The organism is Arthrobacter sp. fls2-241-R2A-200, assembly GCF_030209745.1.
Classification (GTDB): Bacteria; Actinomycetota; Actinomycetes; order Actinomycetales; family Micrococcaceae; genus Arthrobacter.
The window spans coordinates 327,368-343,189 of sequence record NZ_JARVRJ010000009.1 but is presented as its reverse complement, the minus strand read 5'-3'; the positions used below and the strand labels follow the sequence as shown (position 1 = coordinate 343,189).

Below are 15,822 nucleotides of genomic sequence, written 5' to 3'. Positions count from 1 at the left end.
TCGACTGAGTTGGCAGCGATGGGTGTGGCGGGTTCTGGGGCCCGCCCGGGGCGCCGTCGCTGCGTGAAACCGGGCTAGTGCGGTCGGTCGTCTGAGTCGCGACCGACCGCACGATCGGTCAAACCGCGCGCGATCGGTTTATCTGGGGAACCGCGAACCTAAGTCCCCGGAACCTCAAGAGGGTGCGTGACTTTAGATAGCCCGCATCGCGTTGTTCCGCTTTTCGTGGGTAAGCTCAGCCAAGCCCAGCGCCTCCAAGAGAGGCGGCATGTACATCCCGAAGCGGCCGCGGTAACCCTTTCGGAGCCCGTACCAGCCACCCACGGGGTTACCCTCGCTGCGACCCCACGCTTCTACGGTCCCTTCGGCAGCCTCTTTGCCTTCGTCGGCAGCGCCGAGGGGGACCCAGTCGCCCTGTTCCACGAGCCAGGCGTGCAGGTCCTCGATGGCGCGGAGTTGGTACGTCAGTTTTGTGGCGCCCACCTGGCAGATGATCGCAGGGGGATCCAAGGCCTCGTCTTTATACATGGTGTAGTCCGAAGAACCCGGTGGCGTCGTGAGCCGCCAAGGGTCATCTTTGGTTCCAGCTCCCGGGGCTGCCTGCCCCGGGGTATCCGGCCCGCCGTCGTCGGGCCCATCGGTATCGGGCCCCTCTGCGGGGTCCTGGGAATGTGCGCCGATCTGGTGGGCTTCCCACCCCTCGGGCTCACCCTCGGCGGGGGCGTCGGTGTGCTGGCGCGGCTCTTCTGCGGACGTTCCAGATGGCTTCACTAAGGATACTTCCTATCCTTGAGGGATTGCTTCGGTGAACAAGTCCGAGTCTACGCCGCGGATGCCGTCTTGCGGGGTCCGCTCTGCGCGGAATTACGGGCTCTAAGCGTGCAGAGCGGGCCCCGCAGCGGAGGGTGTGGCATAGGCTGAAGCCAAGCAGTTCCCCGTTTTGACGACCCAACTGCCAAGGAGAAGTGAAGATGCCCAAGCGCCACAACCCGGCGGTGAAGATCGCCCAGGAAACAGCCCACAACGCAGTGTTTGACGCTCAAGGCAACACCAAGCCCGGCGTCCATAACGTGCTGTTGAAGGCAGTTGACGTCCAGCGCCCGATGGTCCTCGCGAACCTTCGGAGGCTCCAACGCCGCTACCCGAAAGACTCACCGGCGCAGCTTGCCGCCAAACTAGAGCGCCACTACTTGCTCGCCGTCTCAGGCGGGGGTGCGGCGGTAGGTGCCACCGCCGTCGTGCCTGGTATCGGAACAGCGGCCTCGCTGGGACTCTCCGCGCTGGCCACGGTCGGATTCCTGGAGACTACGGCGCTGTATGCCTCGTCCCTGGCAGAGCTCCACGGTATCCGCCTCACCGACCCCGAACGGGCGCGGACCATGGTCATGGCCATCATGCTGGGAGAAGAAGGGACCGCGATGCTCGGTGCCCTCAGCGGTCAGTCGCTGGGCCACAGCAAGGGAGTGACCAACGCGTGGGGTAGGACCCTGACCAAGAAGATTCCCGGAAGCGGATTCGGTGTGGTCCGCGATACCATTCAGCGCGCGTTCTTGAAGAGCTTCATGAAACGGCAAGGTTCAGCGTTCCTCGGCCGGGCACTGCCCTTCGGCGTCGGGGCCGTGGTTGGTGGCGCCGGAAACATGATGATGGGCAGGGCTGTGGTGGCAACCGCCAGGGAAGCGTTTGGCCAGTTGCCCGATACGATCCCTGGTGAATTGCAGCCGGACACAATGGATGCGCTCACGGACTTGGACAAGAAGGGCGACAAATAGTGGATCTCAACGCTGACTTGGGGGAGTCGTTCGGCTCTTGGAGTATGGGCGACGACGCTTCGATGTTCCGCATTGTCAGCAGCGCCAACGTTGCCTGCGGCTTCCACGCCGGTGATCCACTGACAATGCTGGACAGCTGCCGGGCCGCCTTCGAGCTGGACGTCCGGGTGGGCGCGCATGTGGGGTATCGCGATCTGGCAGGCTTCGGCCGGCGCTCCCTGGACATGACGTTCGACGAGCTGTTCGGGGACGTGCTCTACCAACTTGGCGCCTTGGACGGTATGGCCCATGCGGTGGGTGCGTCGGTGGATTACGTGAAACCCCACGGCGCGCTCTACAACAGGATTGTCCACGACGCCGAGCAGGCAGAAGCTGTGGTGGCGGCCGTCCATGCCTACGATCCGGGGCTTCCCGTACTTGGTTTACCGGGTTCCGATTGGTTGCGGTTGGCCGAGGAGTCGGGTCACCCGGTGTTCCGTGAGGCGTTCGTGGACAGGGCGTACCAACCCGATGGCACTCTTGTCCCGCGGACTCACGAAGGGGCAGTGCTGCACGACCCCGACGCCGTGGTAGCGCAGGCGGTACGGTTAGCGACGCGCGGCGAGGTGCTCGCCGTCGACGGTTCCGTGGTTCGTGTCCAACCTGACTCCTTGTGCATCCACGGGGATACGCCCGGCGCGGTGTCCATGGCAGCCGCCGTTCAGCAAGGCCTGCAGCAGGCCGGGGTGCAGATCGAGGCGTTCGCCTAGGACGTCTTCGCCTAGGCCCTATTTGGCCCGGGACCTATCCAAACAGCAGGTTCGCAAGCGTGAAGATCGCCAAACCGGCCAACGCGCCCACAACTGTTCCGTTGATCCGGATGTACTGGAGGTCCTTGCCCACCTGCAGTTCGATCTTTTGCGACGTTTCATCCGCATCCCACCGGGCCACGGTGTCTGAGATGACGCCGGCGATGTCCGAGCGGTAGTTGTTGACCACATAGCCGGCAGCATCGCCTATCCATGCGTTGACCTTGCCGGCCAACTCGTCATCGTTGACCAATCGGCTCCCGAAATCCCGGACGGCGCTCTTGAAACGCTGGCTCAGTTCGCTATCCGGGTCCTCGACGGCGCTGAGCAGTGCAGCCTTGACCGTGCCCCACGTGCGGGACGCTAGTTCGCGGACTTCCGGATCACCGAGGATCTGCGACTTGATGGACTCGGCGCGCTCGATCATCGCTGGATCATGCTGCAGGTCTTGGGCGAGGTCGGCGAGGTAGGCGTCGATCGACTGGCGGACTTGGTGGTCCTGGTCGTTCTGCACTGCACGGACGAACTTGGACAGCTCGACGTGGACCCGGTCACCTACCAGGCCATCCACAAATGTCGGCACCCACAGCGGGGATCGATCGGAGACGAGGCGGTTCACGGTGGAATGATTGGCGTCTACCCAGTCGGCGGCACGGTCCACCAGGAGGTCCACGAGCTTGTGGTGGTGGCCGTCAGCGAAGATGCGCTCGGCCATTCGACCAACCGGAGGCCCCCATGGCGGCGTGAGCAGGTGCTTGCGGACCATACCTTCGATAACTGCCTGCACGTCGTCGTCGTTCAGGACGGTGAACGCCCCGCGAATCACGGCACCGCCTTCCTTGGCTACGCGCTCGGAGCCGCCGGGGCTGGACAGCCAAGTACCGGCTTTGCGGGCGACGTCGATACTCGCCAACTTCTCCTGCACAACCTCTTGGGACAGGAAGTTGCTCTCCACGAAGTCGCTGAGCGATTCTCCGATCTGGTCCTTGCGCCGCGGAATGATGGCGGTGTGGGGGATCTTCAAACCCATGGGGTACTTGAACAAGGCGGTCACGGCGAACCAGTCCGCCAGCGCACCCACCATTCCGCCCTCGGCGGCGGCACGGACATACTCGAGCCATGAATACTGCTTCTGCAGAGCGAACGCGACCGTAAAAATGACTGCCATGCCGATCAACATGGCCAGTGCCAAGCGTTTCATCCGCTTCAAGGCGGCAGCTTTTTCGTCATCGCCGATGGACGGGCTCACGACGGCGGATCCGCCTTGGGCAGGCGCAGGGACCGCCGTCGGGCGTGAGCTGGAAGGGTCCGTGATGTCGTCGGCCGGTATTTGTTCAGAATTCACCTGCATTAGCCCAGCGTAGCCCCGTAGATGCAGCACCGTGGGCTACGGTGTCTGCATGACTAGCGACGACTTCACCACTCGCCGGCCCATGGTCTACGCGCACCGTGGTTCCAGTGCCATGTTCGCCGAGCACACGCGGGCCGCATACCTGCAGGCCATCCAGGACGGGGCTGACGGGGTGGAATGCGATGTGCATCTGACGCGGGACCAGCACCTCGTCCTGCTGCACGACGCTGACCTTGACCGGACATCCAGTGGAACAGGGCCGGTTGCCGAACATACGTTGGACGAACTCCGTCAGCTGGATTTTTCCTCCTGGAAAGGTGCACGGATCCCGGACGCATTCGGAGGAGTTGCGGACCAGCTACTCACCTTGCCTGAGCTGCTGGACATCATGCGGGAGGCGGGAAGGGAGATCGGCCTTGCCATCGAGCTGAAGCAGCCCAGCCCGTACGGCCTGAAGTTGGAGGACCGGTTGCTGGAATTGCTCACGGAGGAAGGATGGACGCCGGAGCAGTCCCGACTGGACAACATCACTGTCTCGTTCATGAGTTTCGATTCCGACTCCATTCAGCGGCTCTTGGAGACAGTTCCCCCGGAACACATCTGCCAACTCGTGGATGACTTCACAGTGGAGGAGGTCCGGGAGGAAATGGGGCTCGGTTTCATCACGGGAGGCGCCGTGGCGAATGTCCTGAAAGCTATGCAGGAGGACGCCGAAGAGGTCCTCGACAACGGTCGGGTAGGGATCGCTGGTCCCGGCATCGAGTATGTCAGGGAACATGCCCGCACCGTCCAACGGTGGTTGGAGGCAGGCTTGGTGTTCAGGGTGTGGACCGTGGACTCAGAGCGGGACGTGGCCCTGTGCCAAGGACTTGGAATCCAAGAAATCACCACAAACAAACCCGCGCAGGTCCTGTCGCAGTTGATGGTCTCCAACTAGGGCGTAGCTGGGCCTGGGTTGGGGCGGGCTTTGGGGGCTCGGCGCGCTTGTGATTGAGTGAAGCCATGTCATTTCGCTGGTCACCCCGAACATCAAAGAACGCCTCGGCAGTGGGCCTGAGCGCGCTTCTTCTTGCCAGCGCCATGAAGCACTTCCGCACTCCAGGCTTCTATCGCGCGGTGGTCCCTGACTACCTCTGCCGGATCGATGCACCCGAAAACCCAGGGACGGTGGGCCACTCCGGTCGCGCCGTGAACGGCCCACTGGCGATCATGTCCAGGGAGGAATGGATTGCGGTTTCGGGCCTGCTCGAAGCAGGTCTCGGAGCCGGATTACTGATTCCTGCCACACGGAAAATGGCCGCAAACGCATCAACGGCGATGTTTGTTGCATTCCTTGCAGGGCATATTGACGCGCTTCGACGCGCCTACGGACCCGATGGAACGCATTCGGATCGGCGAATCCACACGATTCGGCTACCCCTCCAGATACCGCTAATCCTGTGGGCGTGGAGCCTTAGAAAATGAGCGGGGCTTCACGGGGCCAGGAACCCGCCCGGGTGAGGCTCGGGGCGTCACCTGCGTTCAAGATCGCGGTGTCCCTGAGCATCGCTACGGGTCTATATGGTGTTTCGTTCGGTGCGCTGTCTGTCGCGTCGGGCTTCGACTTTTGGCAGACCATGGCGCTGAGCCTCTTGCTGTTTAGCGGCGGCTCGCAGTTTGCGTTCATCGGCGTGGTGGCTGGCGGCGGATCCGGGCTTGCGGCGATGATGGCCAGTGCATTGCTGGGGCTGCGAAATGGCATTTATGGCATGCAGATCAATGCCTTGCTGCGGCCTGGCGGACTGAAGCGATACGCCGCCGCGCATGTGACGATTGATGAGTCGACAGCGACGGCGTCCGGCCAGACCGATCCCGATGAGCAACGGCGCGGGTTTTGGACGGCGGGCATCGGAATATTCATCCTGTGGAATATCTTCACTGCGGTTGGGGCGTTGGCCGGCGACGCCATGGGTGACCCTAAGAGGTGGGGTCTCGACGGCGCCGCTGTGGCGGCATTCCTTGGCTTGTTGTGGCCGAGGCTGCGAGGCAGGGAACCTTGGGCAATCGCCGCGGCGTGTGCACTCGCAACCGTCCTGGCGGTCCCGTTCGTACCCTCCGGCGTTCCCATCCTGGTGGCGGCGGTAGTTGCTGCAGTGATCGGCTGGTACAGCCATGCCCGCTTGAATGAAGGCCTGGAACCTGACGTGGATCCCTACGCAGGCGTGGACAGGGACCGCAAGATCGGGGGAACGGAATGAACCTGTGGACGTGGATCCTGATCGCTTGCGTTCTTGCCTACGCGACCAAACTCATAGGCTACTTTGTGCCGGCGAAGCTGCTGCAGAACCCGCGGATCATGCACGTGGCCGGGACTATGACCATCGGGTTGCTTGCATCCCTGACTCTGGTCAATGCCGTGGCATCCGGCCAGGGCTTGGTGCTCGATGCCCGGATCGGCGCACTGCTGGCCGCCGCCGTCGCGCTTTTGTTCAGGGCGCCGTTCTTGGTGGTGGTCATTGCCGGCGCAGCAGCAGCGGCCTTGCTGCGACTGCTTGGCTGGGGTTAGCAAGTACGTTCAGGCCTGGCTGTTAAACACGATTCCGGGAATGGGGGTCTGCTCCGGAAGGGGGCGGGCCGGGCGTTCAGTCCGGATCGCGTCCTCAACCAAGGCAACCGGCCGCTTCCATGCAGCTGAACCGGGCTCCATGGTGTCCACGGCACCGATGAGCATTGCCACGAGCCGCACCATGTCCTCAATGGTGATGTCCCGCCGCAACGTGCCCTGGCTTTGGCCGCGTTTGAGGAGTAACTCCATGGAACCGATTATCCCGCCGGTGATGCCGATGAGGAGTCCGCGGCGGCCGGCGACGGCGCCAAGGAGGTTCGCGTCATCGCTCGCAACCCCAACGACGGCGTCGATTACGTTGATGAGCCCTTCGGCGGCGTCCATGCCCTGCGCTGCTGCCTCGGCAACCGGATCTACATGCAGCCTGAGCTGACGCGATAGCGCCGCGAGAACCAGTTGCTCTTTGTCAGCGAAGTTGCGGAAGAGGGTGGCGGGGCCGACGCCGGCGGTGACCGCGATGGTCTGCAGCGGAACCTCCGGACCGTGCTCCCGGAAACACTCCCGCGCCGCGGTAATGATTTTGTCGACGTTGCGTGCGGCGTCAGCCCTCAGGGGCTTGCGTTCAGCGGGCTGTTCCATGCTGCCAGATTAGCAATGCAGGCGTCCCGGCCCGTTGTTACGCGGGAGTAAACCCGTATGTGACAAACCAGCACGTGAAACACTGGATTCATGTTGCTTGCATTTTCAGTTGCCCCTTCAGGCCAGCCCGCTACCCCGGTCAACGGTGGTTCCAACCCCGACGCTTCCGTGCACGACGCCGTCGCTGCCGCGGTCAAGGTTGTCCGTGAGTCCGGGCTGCCGAACCAGACCGACTCAATGTTCACCACGATCGAGGGCGAGTGGGACGAGGTTTTCGATGTCGTCAAGCGTGCCACCGAGGCCGTGGGACGCTACGGCAGCCGGGTCTCGCTGGTGATCAAGGCCGACATCCGGCCCGGTTATACCGGAGAAATGACGGGCAAAGTTGAGCGCCTGGAAGGCGCCCTGTCCGCCGCGGAATAGGTCTTCCTCTGGGGTCCCCCGGATGCCAAACTGGGGCCATGGTTGAACATGTGACCGAGCCCGGCTGGGCTGAGGTTGAACGGTACCTGACAGACGTCGTCGTGCGTCCCGACGCTGCACACCAGCGCGCCCTGGCCTCGGCTGTCGAGGCAGGTATGCCGCCCATCGAGGTAGCGCCGAACGCCGGGAAGCTCTTAAGGATGCTCGTACAGCTTTCCGGTGCCAAACGTGTTTTGGAGATCGGCACTTTAGCCGGGTTCAGCAGCATCTGGATGGCCCAAGGACTGCCCGACGACGGCACCTTGGTCACGTGCGAATTCCTCCAACAGCACGCGGACGTAGCTCGAGCCAATGTGGACGCCGCCGGAGTGGGGCACAAGGTGGAGATCCGCATCGGGGCTGCCCTGGATACGCTTCCGATGCTGGCCGGGCATGAGCCGTTCGACTTCGTTTTCATCGATGCCGACAAGCAGAACGATGCCAATTATCTGGAGTGGGCTATCCGGCTTGGGCGCGCAGGCACCGTGATCGTGATGGACAACGTGATCTGGGACGGGGCCATCCTTGAGCCGGAACGGGACCAACTTAATGCCCCGGGCATAGTGCAGGCGCTTGAAATGCTGGGGAACGACCCCCGCCTGGATGCCACTGCTATCCAGACCGTGGGGAGCAAAGGTTGGGACGGGTTCGCGGTGGCACGGGTACGCTGACGGGATGGATTTCACCCTGCGGGCAGCGCTGGTGGACGATGCCGAGGCCATGGCCGTCATGCACATCCAATCGTGGCGGGAAAGCTATGCGAGCATGCTGCCGCCGGAGTTCTTCATCAGCCAGGAAAAGGCCCTCGAAGACCGCATCGAGCGCTACCGTGCCTCCATCGCGGCGGGCCGCGTGCGGATGCTGGCCCACGACTCCGACGGCGGACTTGTAGGTCTCGCCGCGGCCGGGCCGGGGCGGGATGAGGACAGCCCGTGTGGGGTGGAACTGTTCATGCTCTACACCTTGGCGCGGGTGCACGGCCGGGGAGTAGGGCAGGCATTAGTCAACACGCTGCTTGGGGACGGCCCGGCGTATCTGTGGGTCTTGGACAACAACCCCAGGTCGGAGGCGTTTTACCGGCGCAACGGGTTCGTCCCCGATGGGAAACGCAAACTGTGCGACCCGTCCTGGTATTCACTGCCGGAACACCGGATGGTTCGTCCCGCCGCCGGGCCCTGAGGCCCCGCTGCGGCGGTGACGCTTCATTTCTTTGGCTCAGACCTTTGGCGCCGCTTGGCTCTGGGGTGCCCTACGGCACGCGGCTTGGGGAGGAAACGGCGCAGGCGGTCGTGCGGCGTTTTCGGTGCCGTGGGGGTGAGTTGGACTGGCTGCCCCGGGTGGTCCAGATGCTCAGGGTGGTCCAGCGGTCCGGGTTGGTCCAGGTCATCGGGCGTGTCCAAGAGGCTCGGAGGCTTGGGTACGCGCGCAATGAGCAGGCTCACCACGGTCAACCATGCCACCGCGGCAATCAATACCTGCATCCACACTGTTTCACCGAACTCCATGAAGAGATTTTAGGTCTGAATGGAGCACTTGGTAAGCATCCTTAGTACTTATTATGGCCGTGGAAGGTCATATTTCGCTCCACTAGGCTGGATGCATGACCCAAGTGAGGCAAAGCTAGTGGCGAAACCCGGCAAACCCGGCAGGTCCAGTAGATCCAGCAAGCCCAGTAAACCCGGTAAACCCGCGACGACGGCGGGCGTCATCGAACTGGCTGCCGGCGCGCGCCCCAAAGGCCCCGTGGCAGGGGTTTACTACATCGACACGGGCGACTGCGAGTTGGTCCCCGACCAGGACAATTCCACCGGCTGGCTGCTGAAAATCAATGGCGTGATGAGTTCGCACATCGATCTCGCAGACCCGCTGTTCCTCGATTTTGAGTACATGCGCTGGATCGCGGCACTGGTTGAGTCGCGTTGGTCCCGGGACGCCAAACCCAAGTTGCGCACATTGCATTTGGGCGGGGGAGCGTGCACCATGGCGCGGTACTTTCATGCCGCCTATCCTGAGGCACGGCAGGTTGTGGTTGAACTCGACGGCAAGCTCGCAGAGTACGTGCGCGGCTGGTTCGACTTGCCCAAGGCTCCGCTGCTGCGCATCCGTGTGGGTGAGGCGCGTGAGGTCACAGAATCCCTGACTCCGAACACACGGGACTTGATTATCCGCGACGTTTTCGCTGGGGCTTTCACGCCCACGCCATTGACTACCCGCGAATTCACGGCACACGCCGATGCTGTCCTGGCCCCGGACGGCCTCTACGTGGTCAACTCCGGCGATGCCCCGGACCTCAAGAACGCCCGGTCTGACGCTGCCACCATCGCGGACACGTTCGAGCACACCATGATCATCGCCGATCCCGCCATGCTCAAAGGCCGGCGCTACGGCAACATGATTATGGCGGGAAGCCATGCCCCATTCGGCGATGATCCTGTACTTGCCCGCAGGCTCCTGGGCGGTGGCGTTCCGGCGCACATTTGGGACGACGCCCAGGTGCGGGCATTCGCCGCAGGGACTCCCGTCCGGCACGACCCCGCAGGCTAGGCACGGCCCTGCAGGCTAGGCACGACCCAGAAGCTCCTGCCGGCGTTCCACGACTTCCTCGCGCAGCGCGTGGACGACGGCGGCTACGGCCGGCCTGCGCATGGAGTCGGGCCGGAGGACCATCCAGTAAGGCAGCAGTTCGGCGAAGTCCGAGGGCAGCAAGCGCACCAGGTCCGGATGCCTGTCCGCCATGAAGCACGGGAGGAAACCCACGCCCGCGCCGGCCCGCGTAGCTTCGACATGGACGAACACGTTGGTCGAACTCAGGCCATCGCGCATGGAGGGAACCAGGCGCCTGGGGGCGTCGAGATCGTCCACTTGAAGCATGGAATCCACGAAGTAGACCAGCTGGTGCTGTGTGAGTTCCTCGATGGTGGCGGGCGTCCCATGGTCCGCCAGGTAGTTCCGCGAGGCATACATTCCGAGCCGGTACTCGCCCAGTTGGACCGCTTCTGCCCGGTGCACCTGGGGCGCCCCGACCACCACTTCGATGTCCAGCCCGGAGCGCTGCTGCAGGGCGCGTCGCGTTACCGTCACGATCTCCACGCTCAGCCCCGGGTGCTTGCGGCGAAGCCGGGCCACCGCCGGCGCGGCGACGTACGCGCTGAACCCATCGGTCGCCGTCATCCGCACGACGCCGGTAATAGGGTCAGGTGCGTGCCCGCTCGGACTCAGCGCGTTTACGGCCGCTTCTATCCTTTCGGCAACCAGCACAGCTTCGGCGCCCAGTTCGGTAACCTCCCACCCGCCCGCGGCCCGTGCGAGGACTCGTCCGCCCAATGCCTTTTCCAGGGCCGCTATCCGGCGCGAGACCGTGGTGTGGTTCAGTCCCAGCGCCTGTGCCGCCGTCGTGAATTTCCCGGAACGTGACACGGCCAAGAGGATGAGGAGGTCATCCGGGTTTGGATTCATGTCTGCATTTTTGCACATGGTGGGTGCCCTATTGGTTATTGAGGCGGGGCGGATCTGCAGCAATACTCAGTGGAGCATTTCGTGTTGTGGATCACAGCGCGCTCAAAAAGGGCATTGTCGAAGAGGACACTGAGGAGATGGACATGGGCGTAGAACAGCGCTCCGCATCAAGCGCAGGCAAGGGGACCGGCAAAGGTTCCGGACTTAAGAAAATCGTTGCCGCCTCCATGGTGGGCACCGTAGTGGAATGGTACGAGTTCTTCCTGTACGCAACAGCAGCAACCCTGGTGTTCGGCAAGTACTTCTTTCCCAGCACCGGCAATGAGCTGGACGGCATCATCCAGGCCTTCCTGACCTACGCGGTGGGCTTCGTGGCCCGACCCCTGGGAGGAATCGTCTTCGGCCAGATCGGCGATAGGCTCGGCCGCAAACCAACCCTTCAGCTCACCATCGTGATCGTCGGAGCCTCCACCTTCCTGATGGGCTGCCTCCCGGGCTTCCGCGACGTCGGCTTCTGGGCGCCGGTCATGCTGGTGGCGCTCCGATTCATCCAGGGCTTCGCGCTCGGCGGGGAATGGGGCGGCGCGGTGTTGCTGGTTGCTGAGCACAGCCCCAACAAGACACGGGCCTTCTGGTCCTCCTGGCCGCAGGCAGCCGTTCCGGTGGGCAACCTCCTTGCCACCTTGGTCCTCTTCGTCATGTCCACCACCCTCAGCGCTGACGCCTTCCTCGGCTGGGGCTGGCGCGTAGCGTTCTGGTTGTCGGCAGTGATCGTGTTTGTTGGCTACTACATCCGCACCCACGTCACTGAAGCCCCAATCTTCCTCGAGGCCAAGGCGCAGGTGGAAGAATCCAAAGCCATCAGCTACGGCGTGGGCGAAGTCATCCGCAAGTACCCCAAGGGCATCCTCCAAGCCATGGGCCTGCGCTTCGCGGAGAACATCATGTACTACCTCGTGGTCAGCTTTGTCATTGTCTATCTCAAGACCGTCCACAAGTACGACACCTCCTCCCTGCTGCTGGCACTTCTCATTGCCCACCTCATCCACTTCCTGGTGATCCCCCAGGTGGGACGGCTTGCAGACTCTTGGGGACGCAAGCCCGTGTACCTGATTGGTGCGATCACCGGGGCGGCCTGGCCTTTCTTCGCCTTCCCCATGTTCGACACCCGCAACCCGGTGATCATCGTTCTCGCAACCACCATCGGCTTGTGCCTGCATGCGTTCATGTACGCCGGGCAGCCGGCCATCATGGCTGAGCTCTTCCCCACCAGGATGCGCTACTCCGGGGTCTCGCTGGGATCGCAGGTCACCTCGATCTTCGCGGGCTCACTCGCCCCGTTGCTGGCAACGCAATGGCTCAAAGACACCGGTTCCTGGCTGCCCACCGCCATCTACCTCCTGGCCGCATGCGTCATCACCGCCGTCGCCGTCGTTTCATTGAAGGAAACCAAGGGCATCGCGCTCCAAGAGGTAGACCAGGCCGACGCTGTGCGCCACGGACTTACCCCGGCCGGTGCTGCCATAACGAAAGGCTGATCAAATGGACAACTCGTTGAATGGGCGCAAGGCGCTGGTCACGGGCGGCGCGAGCGGTATCGGCGCAGCTTGTGCCCGTGCGCTCGCCGCCCGCGGGGCCAAAGTGGTTGTGGCCGACGTCGATGCCTCCGGAGCTGCCGGGCTCGCCGACGAACTGGGCGGCACCGCATGGACCGTGGACCTGCTGGATACCGACGCTCTTGGAACATTGCGCCTTGATTGCGACATCCTGGTCAACAACGCCGGCATCCAGAAGGTTGCGCCTATCGAGGAGTTCAACCCCGCGGATTTCCGGCGCATTATGACCCTGATGGTGGAGGCCCCGTTCCTCCTCATCCGGGCCGCGTTGCCCCACATGTATGCCAACGGATTCGGCCGGATCATCAACATTTCGTCCGTTCACGGACTCCGCGCGTCGGCGTACAAGAGCGCCTACGTTTCCGCCAAGCACGGCCTCGAAGGGCTGAGTAAAGTGACGGCGTTGGAAGGTGGCGAGCATGGAGTCACTTCCAATTGCATCAACCCGGGCTACGTCCGGACCCCGTTGGTGGAGCGCCAGATCGCCGATCAAGCCAGGGTCCATGGCATACCCGAAGCCGAAGTTCTGGCCAAAGTAATGCTGACCGAGGCTGCGATCAAACGGCTTGTGGAGCCCGCGGAAGTCGGCTCCCTGGCGGCGTGGATGGCCTCCGACGACGCCGGTATGGTCACCGGAGCCAGCTACACCATGGATGGCGGATGGTCGGCTAAGTAAAGCCCCACCTCCCCGGGGTCAAGGCGGGCGCGTCCGGGTTCTAGGCTGTTTCGTCTACCAGCTCTGCCCGGCGCAGCCCGCCCCCACGGACCCACAATTTATAGGCCACAAGCAACAGCACCAGCCAGGTTCCGCCGACGTAAAGCGCCACCCGCGTGTCCTCGAAAGCGCCCAGGATCACGATGACAACTGCCATGAACGCCATGGTCAGGATTGAGGCGAGCGGCCACAAAGGCGAACCAAACTCCGACGCCGGCAGCCCCTGGAGCTTGATCTCGCGTTTCATGGCCACGTGCGATGCCAGGATCATGACCCACACCCACACGGTGGCGAAGGTAGCGATCGATGCGATAAGCACGAACACGTCCTCGGGGATCACGGCGTTTAGGACCACGCCCACCAACAGGATGCCGCCCATCATCACCACGGTCATCCAAGGAACACCATGGCGGGAGACCTTGCCGAAGCTCTTGGGGGCATGTCCCTGCTGGGCCAGGCCGAACAGAATGCGCCCGGCACCGAAGATATCGCTGTTGATCGCCGAAAGCGCCGCCGTAATCACAACACCATTGAGGATGTGGGGTGCCGCGGGGATGCCCAAACCGTCAAAGATCTGCACGAACGGGCTGCCGGTGGTACCGATCTGGTCCCACGGGAAGATGCTCATCAGGACGCCCAACGTCAAAACGTAGAAGAGCAGCACGCGCACCGGGACCGTGTTTACCGCTTGCGGTATGACCTTCTTGGGATCGGCGGCTTCCCCGGCCGTGATGCCGATCGTTTCGATGCCACCGAAGGCAAACATGACGACGGCGAACGCGGCCAAGAGCCCCTCGAAACCATTCGGGAAGAGGCCGCCGTGGTTGACGAGGTTCCCCAACCCCGGCGCCACGGCACCGCCGTCGCCCGTTTGGAAGCCAAACACGACGATCGCTGCACCGCCGACGATCATGGCAATAATCGCAACCACTTTGATCAGCGAGAACCAAAATTCAAGCTCGCCGAAGACCTTGACGCTGAGCAGGTTCATGGCTCCGAGGAAGAGGATGATGGCGAGCACCCAGATCCATCTGTCCACCTGCGGGAACCAGAAGCCCATATAGATGCTGAAAGCCGTGACATCGGCGATCGCAACGATCGCCATCTCGAAGACGTAGGTCCAGCCGGTCACAAATCCGGCGAACGGTCCGAGGTAGCGGCTCGCATACTGGCCGAAGGAGCCCGATACGGGGTGTCGAACAGCCATCTCGCCGAGGGCCCGCATCACCATAAACACGGCTGCGCCACCGATGATGTAGGCCAGCAGCACCGACGGGCCGGCTTTTTGGATGGCGGACGCTGAACCGTAAAAGAGGCCGGTCCCAATCGCGGAGCCAAGGGCCATAAAACGGATGTGGCGGACGTTGAGGCCTCGGCTGAGCGCCGTACCCGCGGCTTGGAGGACAGAGCTCTCCTCAGCCAGCTTGGTTTGTTGCATAGTAAAACCTTCTCGTCTTTGGGAGGGGATCGCTATCCAGCAGACCACTTTCGGGAGGCTTGTGATCGGACTCACGGACCTTTGGTGTCTTTGATCGCAGACAACTCGAGTCTGGCATTCCAGACTCGAATGGCTCGTAATGGTCTGGCGCCTGCCCACTTCTGCATGCAATCTTGAGTACGGGATACCGGACAGCTAGTCCGACAACCCATGCACGCGAGCAGTGAGGAACCATGACAACGACGCCAGTGGCACCGGGCAAGGCAACATCGAAAGTCCCGGCTGCCGAAAACACCCTGCGCATCCTGAAGCTGTTGGCCTCGCGCCGTGGCCCGATGGCGGCGTCGAACATTGCAACGGCCCTTGGCTTGCCGCGGTCCAGCGTCTATCACCTCCTGGGAGTCATGGAGACCAACGGTTTCGTGCTCCACTTGCACGAGGAACAGCGCTACGGGCTGGGCATCAGCGCGTTCGAGCTCAGCTCGGCGTATTCGCGGCAGGAACCCTTATCCAGGCTGGGCCGCCCGATGCTCGCCTCGCTCGTGGATGCCATCGGCGAGAGTGCGCACCTCGCTGTGCTTCACGGCCGCGACGTGCTGTACATCGTTGAGGAGCGCGCGAAAAACCGCCCCAGCCTCGTAACCGACGTCGGCGTCCGCCTGCCCAGCCACCTCACCGCGACTGGACGGGCGATTCTCGCGGCCCTCCCAAAGTCCCAAGTGCGCGCCCTGTACCCGAATGCTGCCGCATTCACGTCGCGCCATGAGGTGGAATTTCCCATCATGAAGTACTCGGCCCTGTCCTCCCATCTGGATCAGGTGCGGCAGCGTGGCTACGCCACGGAAAACGGCGAAATCACGCCGGGATTTGGCTCCATTGCCGCCGCAGTGACGGACCATGTTGGATGGCCGACGGCGGCAGTCGCCGTCACGTTCTTGGAGGACAAAGTGCCGGCCGAGCAATGGCCGGTCCTCGCGGCGAGAATCCGGAAGGCGGCGGACGAGCTGTCAATCCGGATCCACGGCCGCCCCGCAGGCTAA

19 protein-coding genes are annotated in these 15,822 nt (G+C 63.1%); 13 read left to right on the top strand and 6 right to left on the bottom strand.

Annotated elements, in window-relative coordinates; genetic code table 11:
• Window positions 1–192: 192 nt before the first annotated feature.
• Window positions 193–771, bottom strand: coding sequence for a DUF6855 family protein (locus QRN42_RS18015; RefSeq protein ID WP_350224877.1), 579 nt, complete (start codon window positions 769–771; stop codon window positions 193–195).
• A 200-nt stretch (window positions 772–971) separates the two neighbouring features.
• On the opposite strand from QRN42_RS18015, the gene QRN42_RS11645 reads away from it, so the two are divergent.
• A complete protein-coding gene (locus QRN42_RS11645) occupies window positions 972–1,772 on the top strand; it encodes a hypothetical protein (RefSeq protein WP_284979317.1) in 801 nt (266 codons plus the stop codon).
• The gene (locus QRN42_RS11640) at window positions 1,772–2,521 is read left to right on the top strand and encodes a LamB/YcsF family protein (protein WP_284979316.1); all 750 of its coding nucleotides are present in this window, start codon (window positions 1,772–1,774) and stop codon (window positions 2,519–2,521) included. The genes QRN42_RS11645 and QRN42_RS11640 overlap by 1 nt, the downstream gene beginning before the upstream one ends.
• Before the next feature lie 34 nt (window positions 2,522–2,555).
• On the opposite strand, the gene QRN42_RS11635 is transcribed toward QRN42_RS11640, so the two are convergent.
• On the bottom strand, window positions 2,556–3,911 hold the full coding sequence (locus QRN42_RS11635) for a DUF445 domain-containing protein (RefSeq protein ID WP_284979315.1): 1,356 nt from the start codon (window positions 3,909–3,911) through the stop codon (window positions 2,556–2,558).
• A 49-nt stretch (window positions 3,912–3,960) separates the two neighbouring features.
• Here QRN42_RS11635 and QRN42_RS11630 point away from each other — a divergent pair, with 49 nt between their 5' ends.
• From QRN42_RS11630 to QRN42_RS11615, 4 genes are all read left to right on the top strand, one after another.
• On the top strand, window positions 3,961–4,848 hold the full coding sequence (locus tag QRN42_RS11630; RefSeq protein ID WP_284979313.1) for a glycerophosphodiester phosphodiesterase family protein: 888 nt from the start codon (window positions 3,961–3,963) through the stop codon (window positions 4,846–4,848).
• A 65-nt stretch (window positions 4,849–4,913) separates the two neighbouring features.
• Window positions 4,914–5,375 (top strand): DoxX family protein, encoded by a 462-nt coding sequence (locus QRN42_RS11625; RefSeq protein ID WP_284979312.1) that lies wholly within the window; start codon window positions 4,914–4,916, stop codon window positions 5,373–5,375.
• Window positions 5,372–6,148, top strand: coding sequence for an AzlC family ABC transporter permease (locus QRN42_RS11620; protein ID WP_284979311.1), 777 nt, complete (start codon window positions 5,372–5,374; stop codon window positions 6,146–6,148). The genes QRN42_RS11625 and QRN42_RS11620 overlap by 4 nt, the downstream gene beginning before the upstream one ends.
• Complete coding sequence (locus tag QRN42_RS11615) at window positions 6,145–6,456, top strand: AzlD domain-containing protein (RefSeq protein WP_284979310.1); 312 nt, start codon at window positions 6,145–6,147, stop codon at window positions 6,454–6,456. Before QRN42_RS11620 ends, QRN42_RS11615 begins: the two co-directional genes overlap by 4 nt.
• A gap of 9 nt (window positions 6,457–6,465) precedes the next feature.
• On the opposite strand, the gene QRN42_RS11610 is transcribed toward QRN42_RS11615, so the two are convergent.
• Entirely contained in the window at window positions 6,466–7,095 is a 630-nt protein-coding gene (locus QRN42_RS11610) for a TetR/AcrR family transcriptional regulator (RefSeq protein ID WP_284979309.1), read from the bottom strand.
• Window positions 7,096–7,185: 90 nt separating this feature from the next.
• Between QRN42_RS11610 and QRN42_RS11605 the strand changes: the two genes are divergently transcribed.
• The 3 genes from QRN42_RS11605 to QRN42_RS11595 are packed head-to-tail and all read left to right on the top strand — an operon-like array spanning window position 7,186 to window position 8,736.
• Window positions 7,186–7,518, top strand: coding sequence for a thiamine-binding protein (locus QRN42_RS11605; protein ID WP_284979308.1), 333 nt, complete (start codon window positions 7,186–7,188; stop codon window positions 7,516–7,518).
• 38 nt (window positions 7,519–7,556) lie between these two features.
• Window positions 7,557–8,228, top strand: a complete 672-nt coding sequence (locus QRN42_RS11600; protein WP_284979307.1) for an O-methyltransferase — start codon at window positions 7,557–7,559, stop codon at window positions 8,226–8,228.
• Between the two features lie 4 nt (window positions 8,229–8,232).
• On the top strand, window positions 8,233–8,736 hold the full coding sequence (locus tag QRN42_RS11595; RefSeq protein ID WP_284979306.1) for a GNAT family N-acetyltransferase: 504 nt from the start codon (window positions 8,233–8,235) through the stop codon (window positions 8,734–8,736).
• Between the two features lie 23 nt (window positions 8,737–8,759).
• Here the strand turns inward: QRN42_RS11595 and QRN42_RS11590 are convergent, their stop codons facing one another.
• Window positions 8,760–9,062: a hypothetical protein gene (locus tag QRN42_RS11590; protein ID WP_284979305.1), complete on the bottom strand. Its 303-nt coding sequence runs from the start codon at window positions 9,060–9,062 to the stop codon at window positions 8,760–8,762.
• Between the two features lie 118 nt (window positions 9,063–9,180).
• Between QRN42_RS11590 and QRN42_RS11585 the strand changes: the two genes are divergently transcribed.
• Window positions 9,181–10,101 (top strand): spermidine synthase, encoded by a 921-nt coding sequence (locus QRN42_RS11585; protein ID WP_502869494.1) that lies wholly within the window; start codon window positions 9,181–9,183, stop codon window positions 10,099–10,101.
• Between the two features lie 15 nt (window positions 10,102–10,116).
• Here QRN42_RS11585 and QRN42_RS11580 read toward each other — a convergent pair whose 3' ends face one another.
• Window positions 10,117–11,013: a LysR family transcriptional regulator gene (locus QRN42_RS11580; RefSeq protein ID WP_284979304.1), complete on the bottom strand. Its 897-nt coding sequence runs from the start codon at window positions 11,011–11,013 to the stop codon at window positions 10,117–10,119.
• A 143-nt stretch (window positions 11,014–11,156) separates the two neighbouring features.
• On the opposite strand from QRN42_RS11580, the gene QRN42_RS11575 reads away from it, so the two are divergent.
• Window positions 11,157–12,551 (top strand): MFS transporter, encoded by a 1,395-nt coding sequence (locus QRN42_RS11575; RefSeq protein WP_284979303.1) that lies wholly within the window; start codon window positions 11,157–11,159, stop codon window positions 12,549–12,551.
• A gap of 4 nt (window positions 12,552–12,555) precedes the next feature.
• Window positions 12,556–13,305, top strand: a complete 750-nt coding sequence (locus QRN42_RS11570; protein ID WP_284979301.1) for a 3-hydroxybutyrate dehydrogenase — start codon at window positions 12,556–12,558, stop codon at window positions 13,303–13,305.
• A gap of 40 nt (window positions 13,306–13,345) precedes the next feature.
• Here QRN42_RS11570 and QRN42_RS11565 read toward each other — a convergent pair whose 3' ends face one another.
• Window positions 13,346–14,782, bottom strand: coding sequence for an amino acid permease (locus QRN42_RS11565; protein WP_284979300.1), 1,437 nt, complete (start codon window positions 14,780–14,782; stop codon window positions 13,346–13,348).
• A 233-nt stretch (window positions 14,783–15,015) separates the two neighbouring features.
• Between QRN42_RS11565 and QRN42_RS11560 the strand changes: the two genes are divergently transcribed.
• The gene (locus tag QRN42_RS11560) at window positions 15,016–15,822 is read left to right on the top strand and encodes an IclR family transcriptional regulator (protein WP_284979299.1); all 807 of its coding nucleotides are present in this window, start codon (window positions 15,016–15,018) and stop codon (window positions 15,820–15,822) included.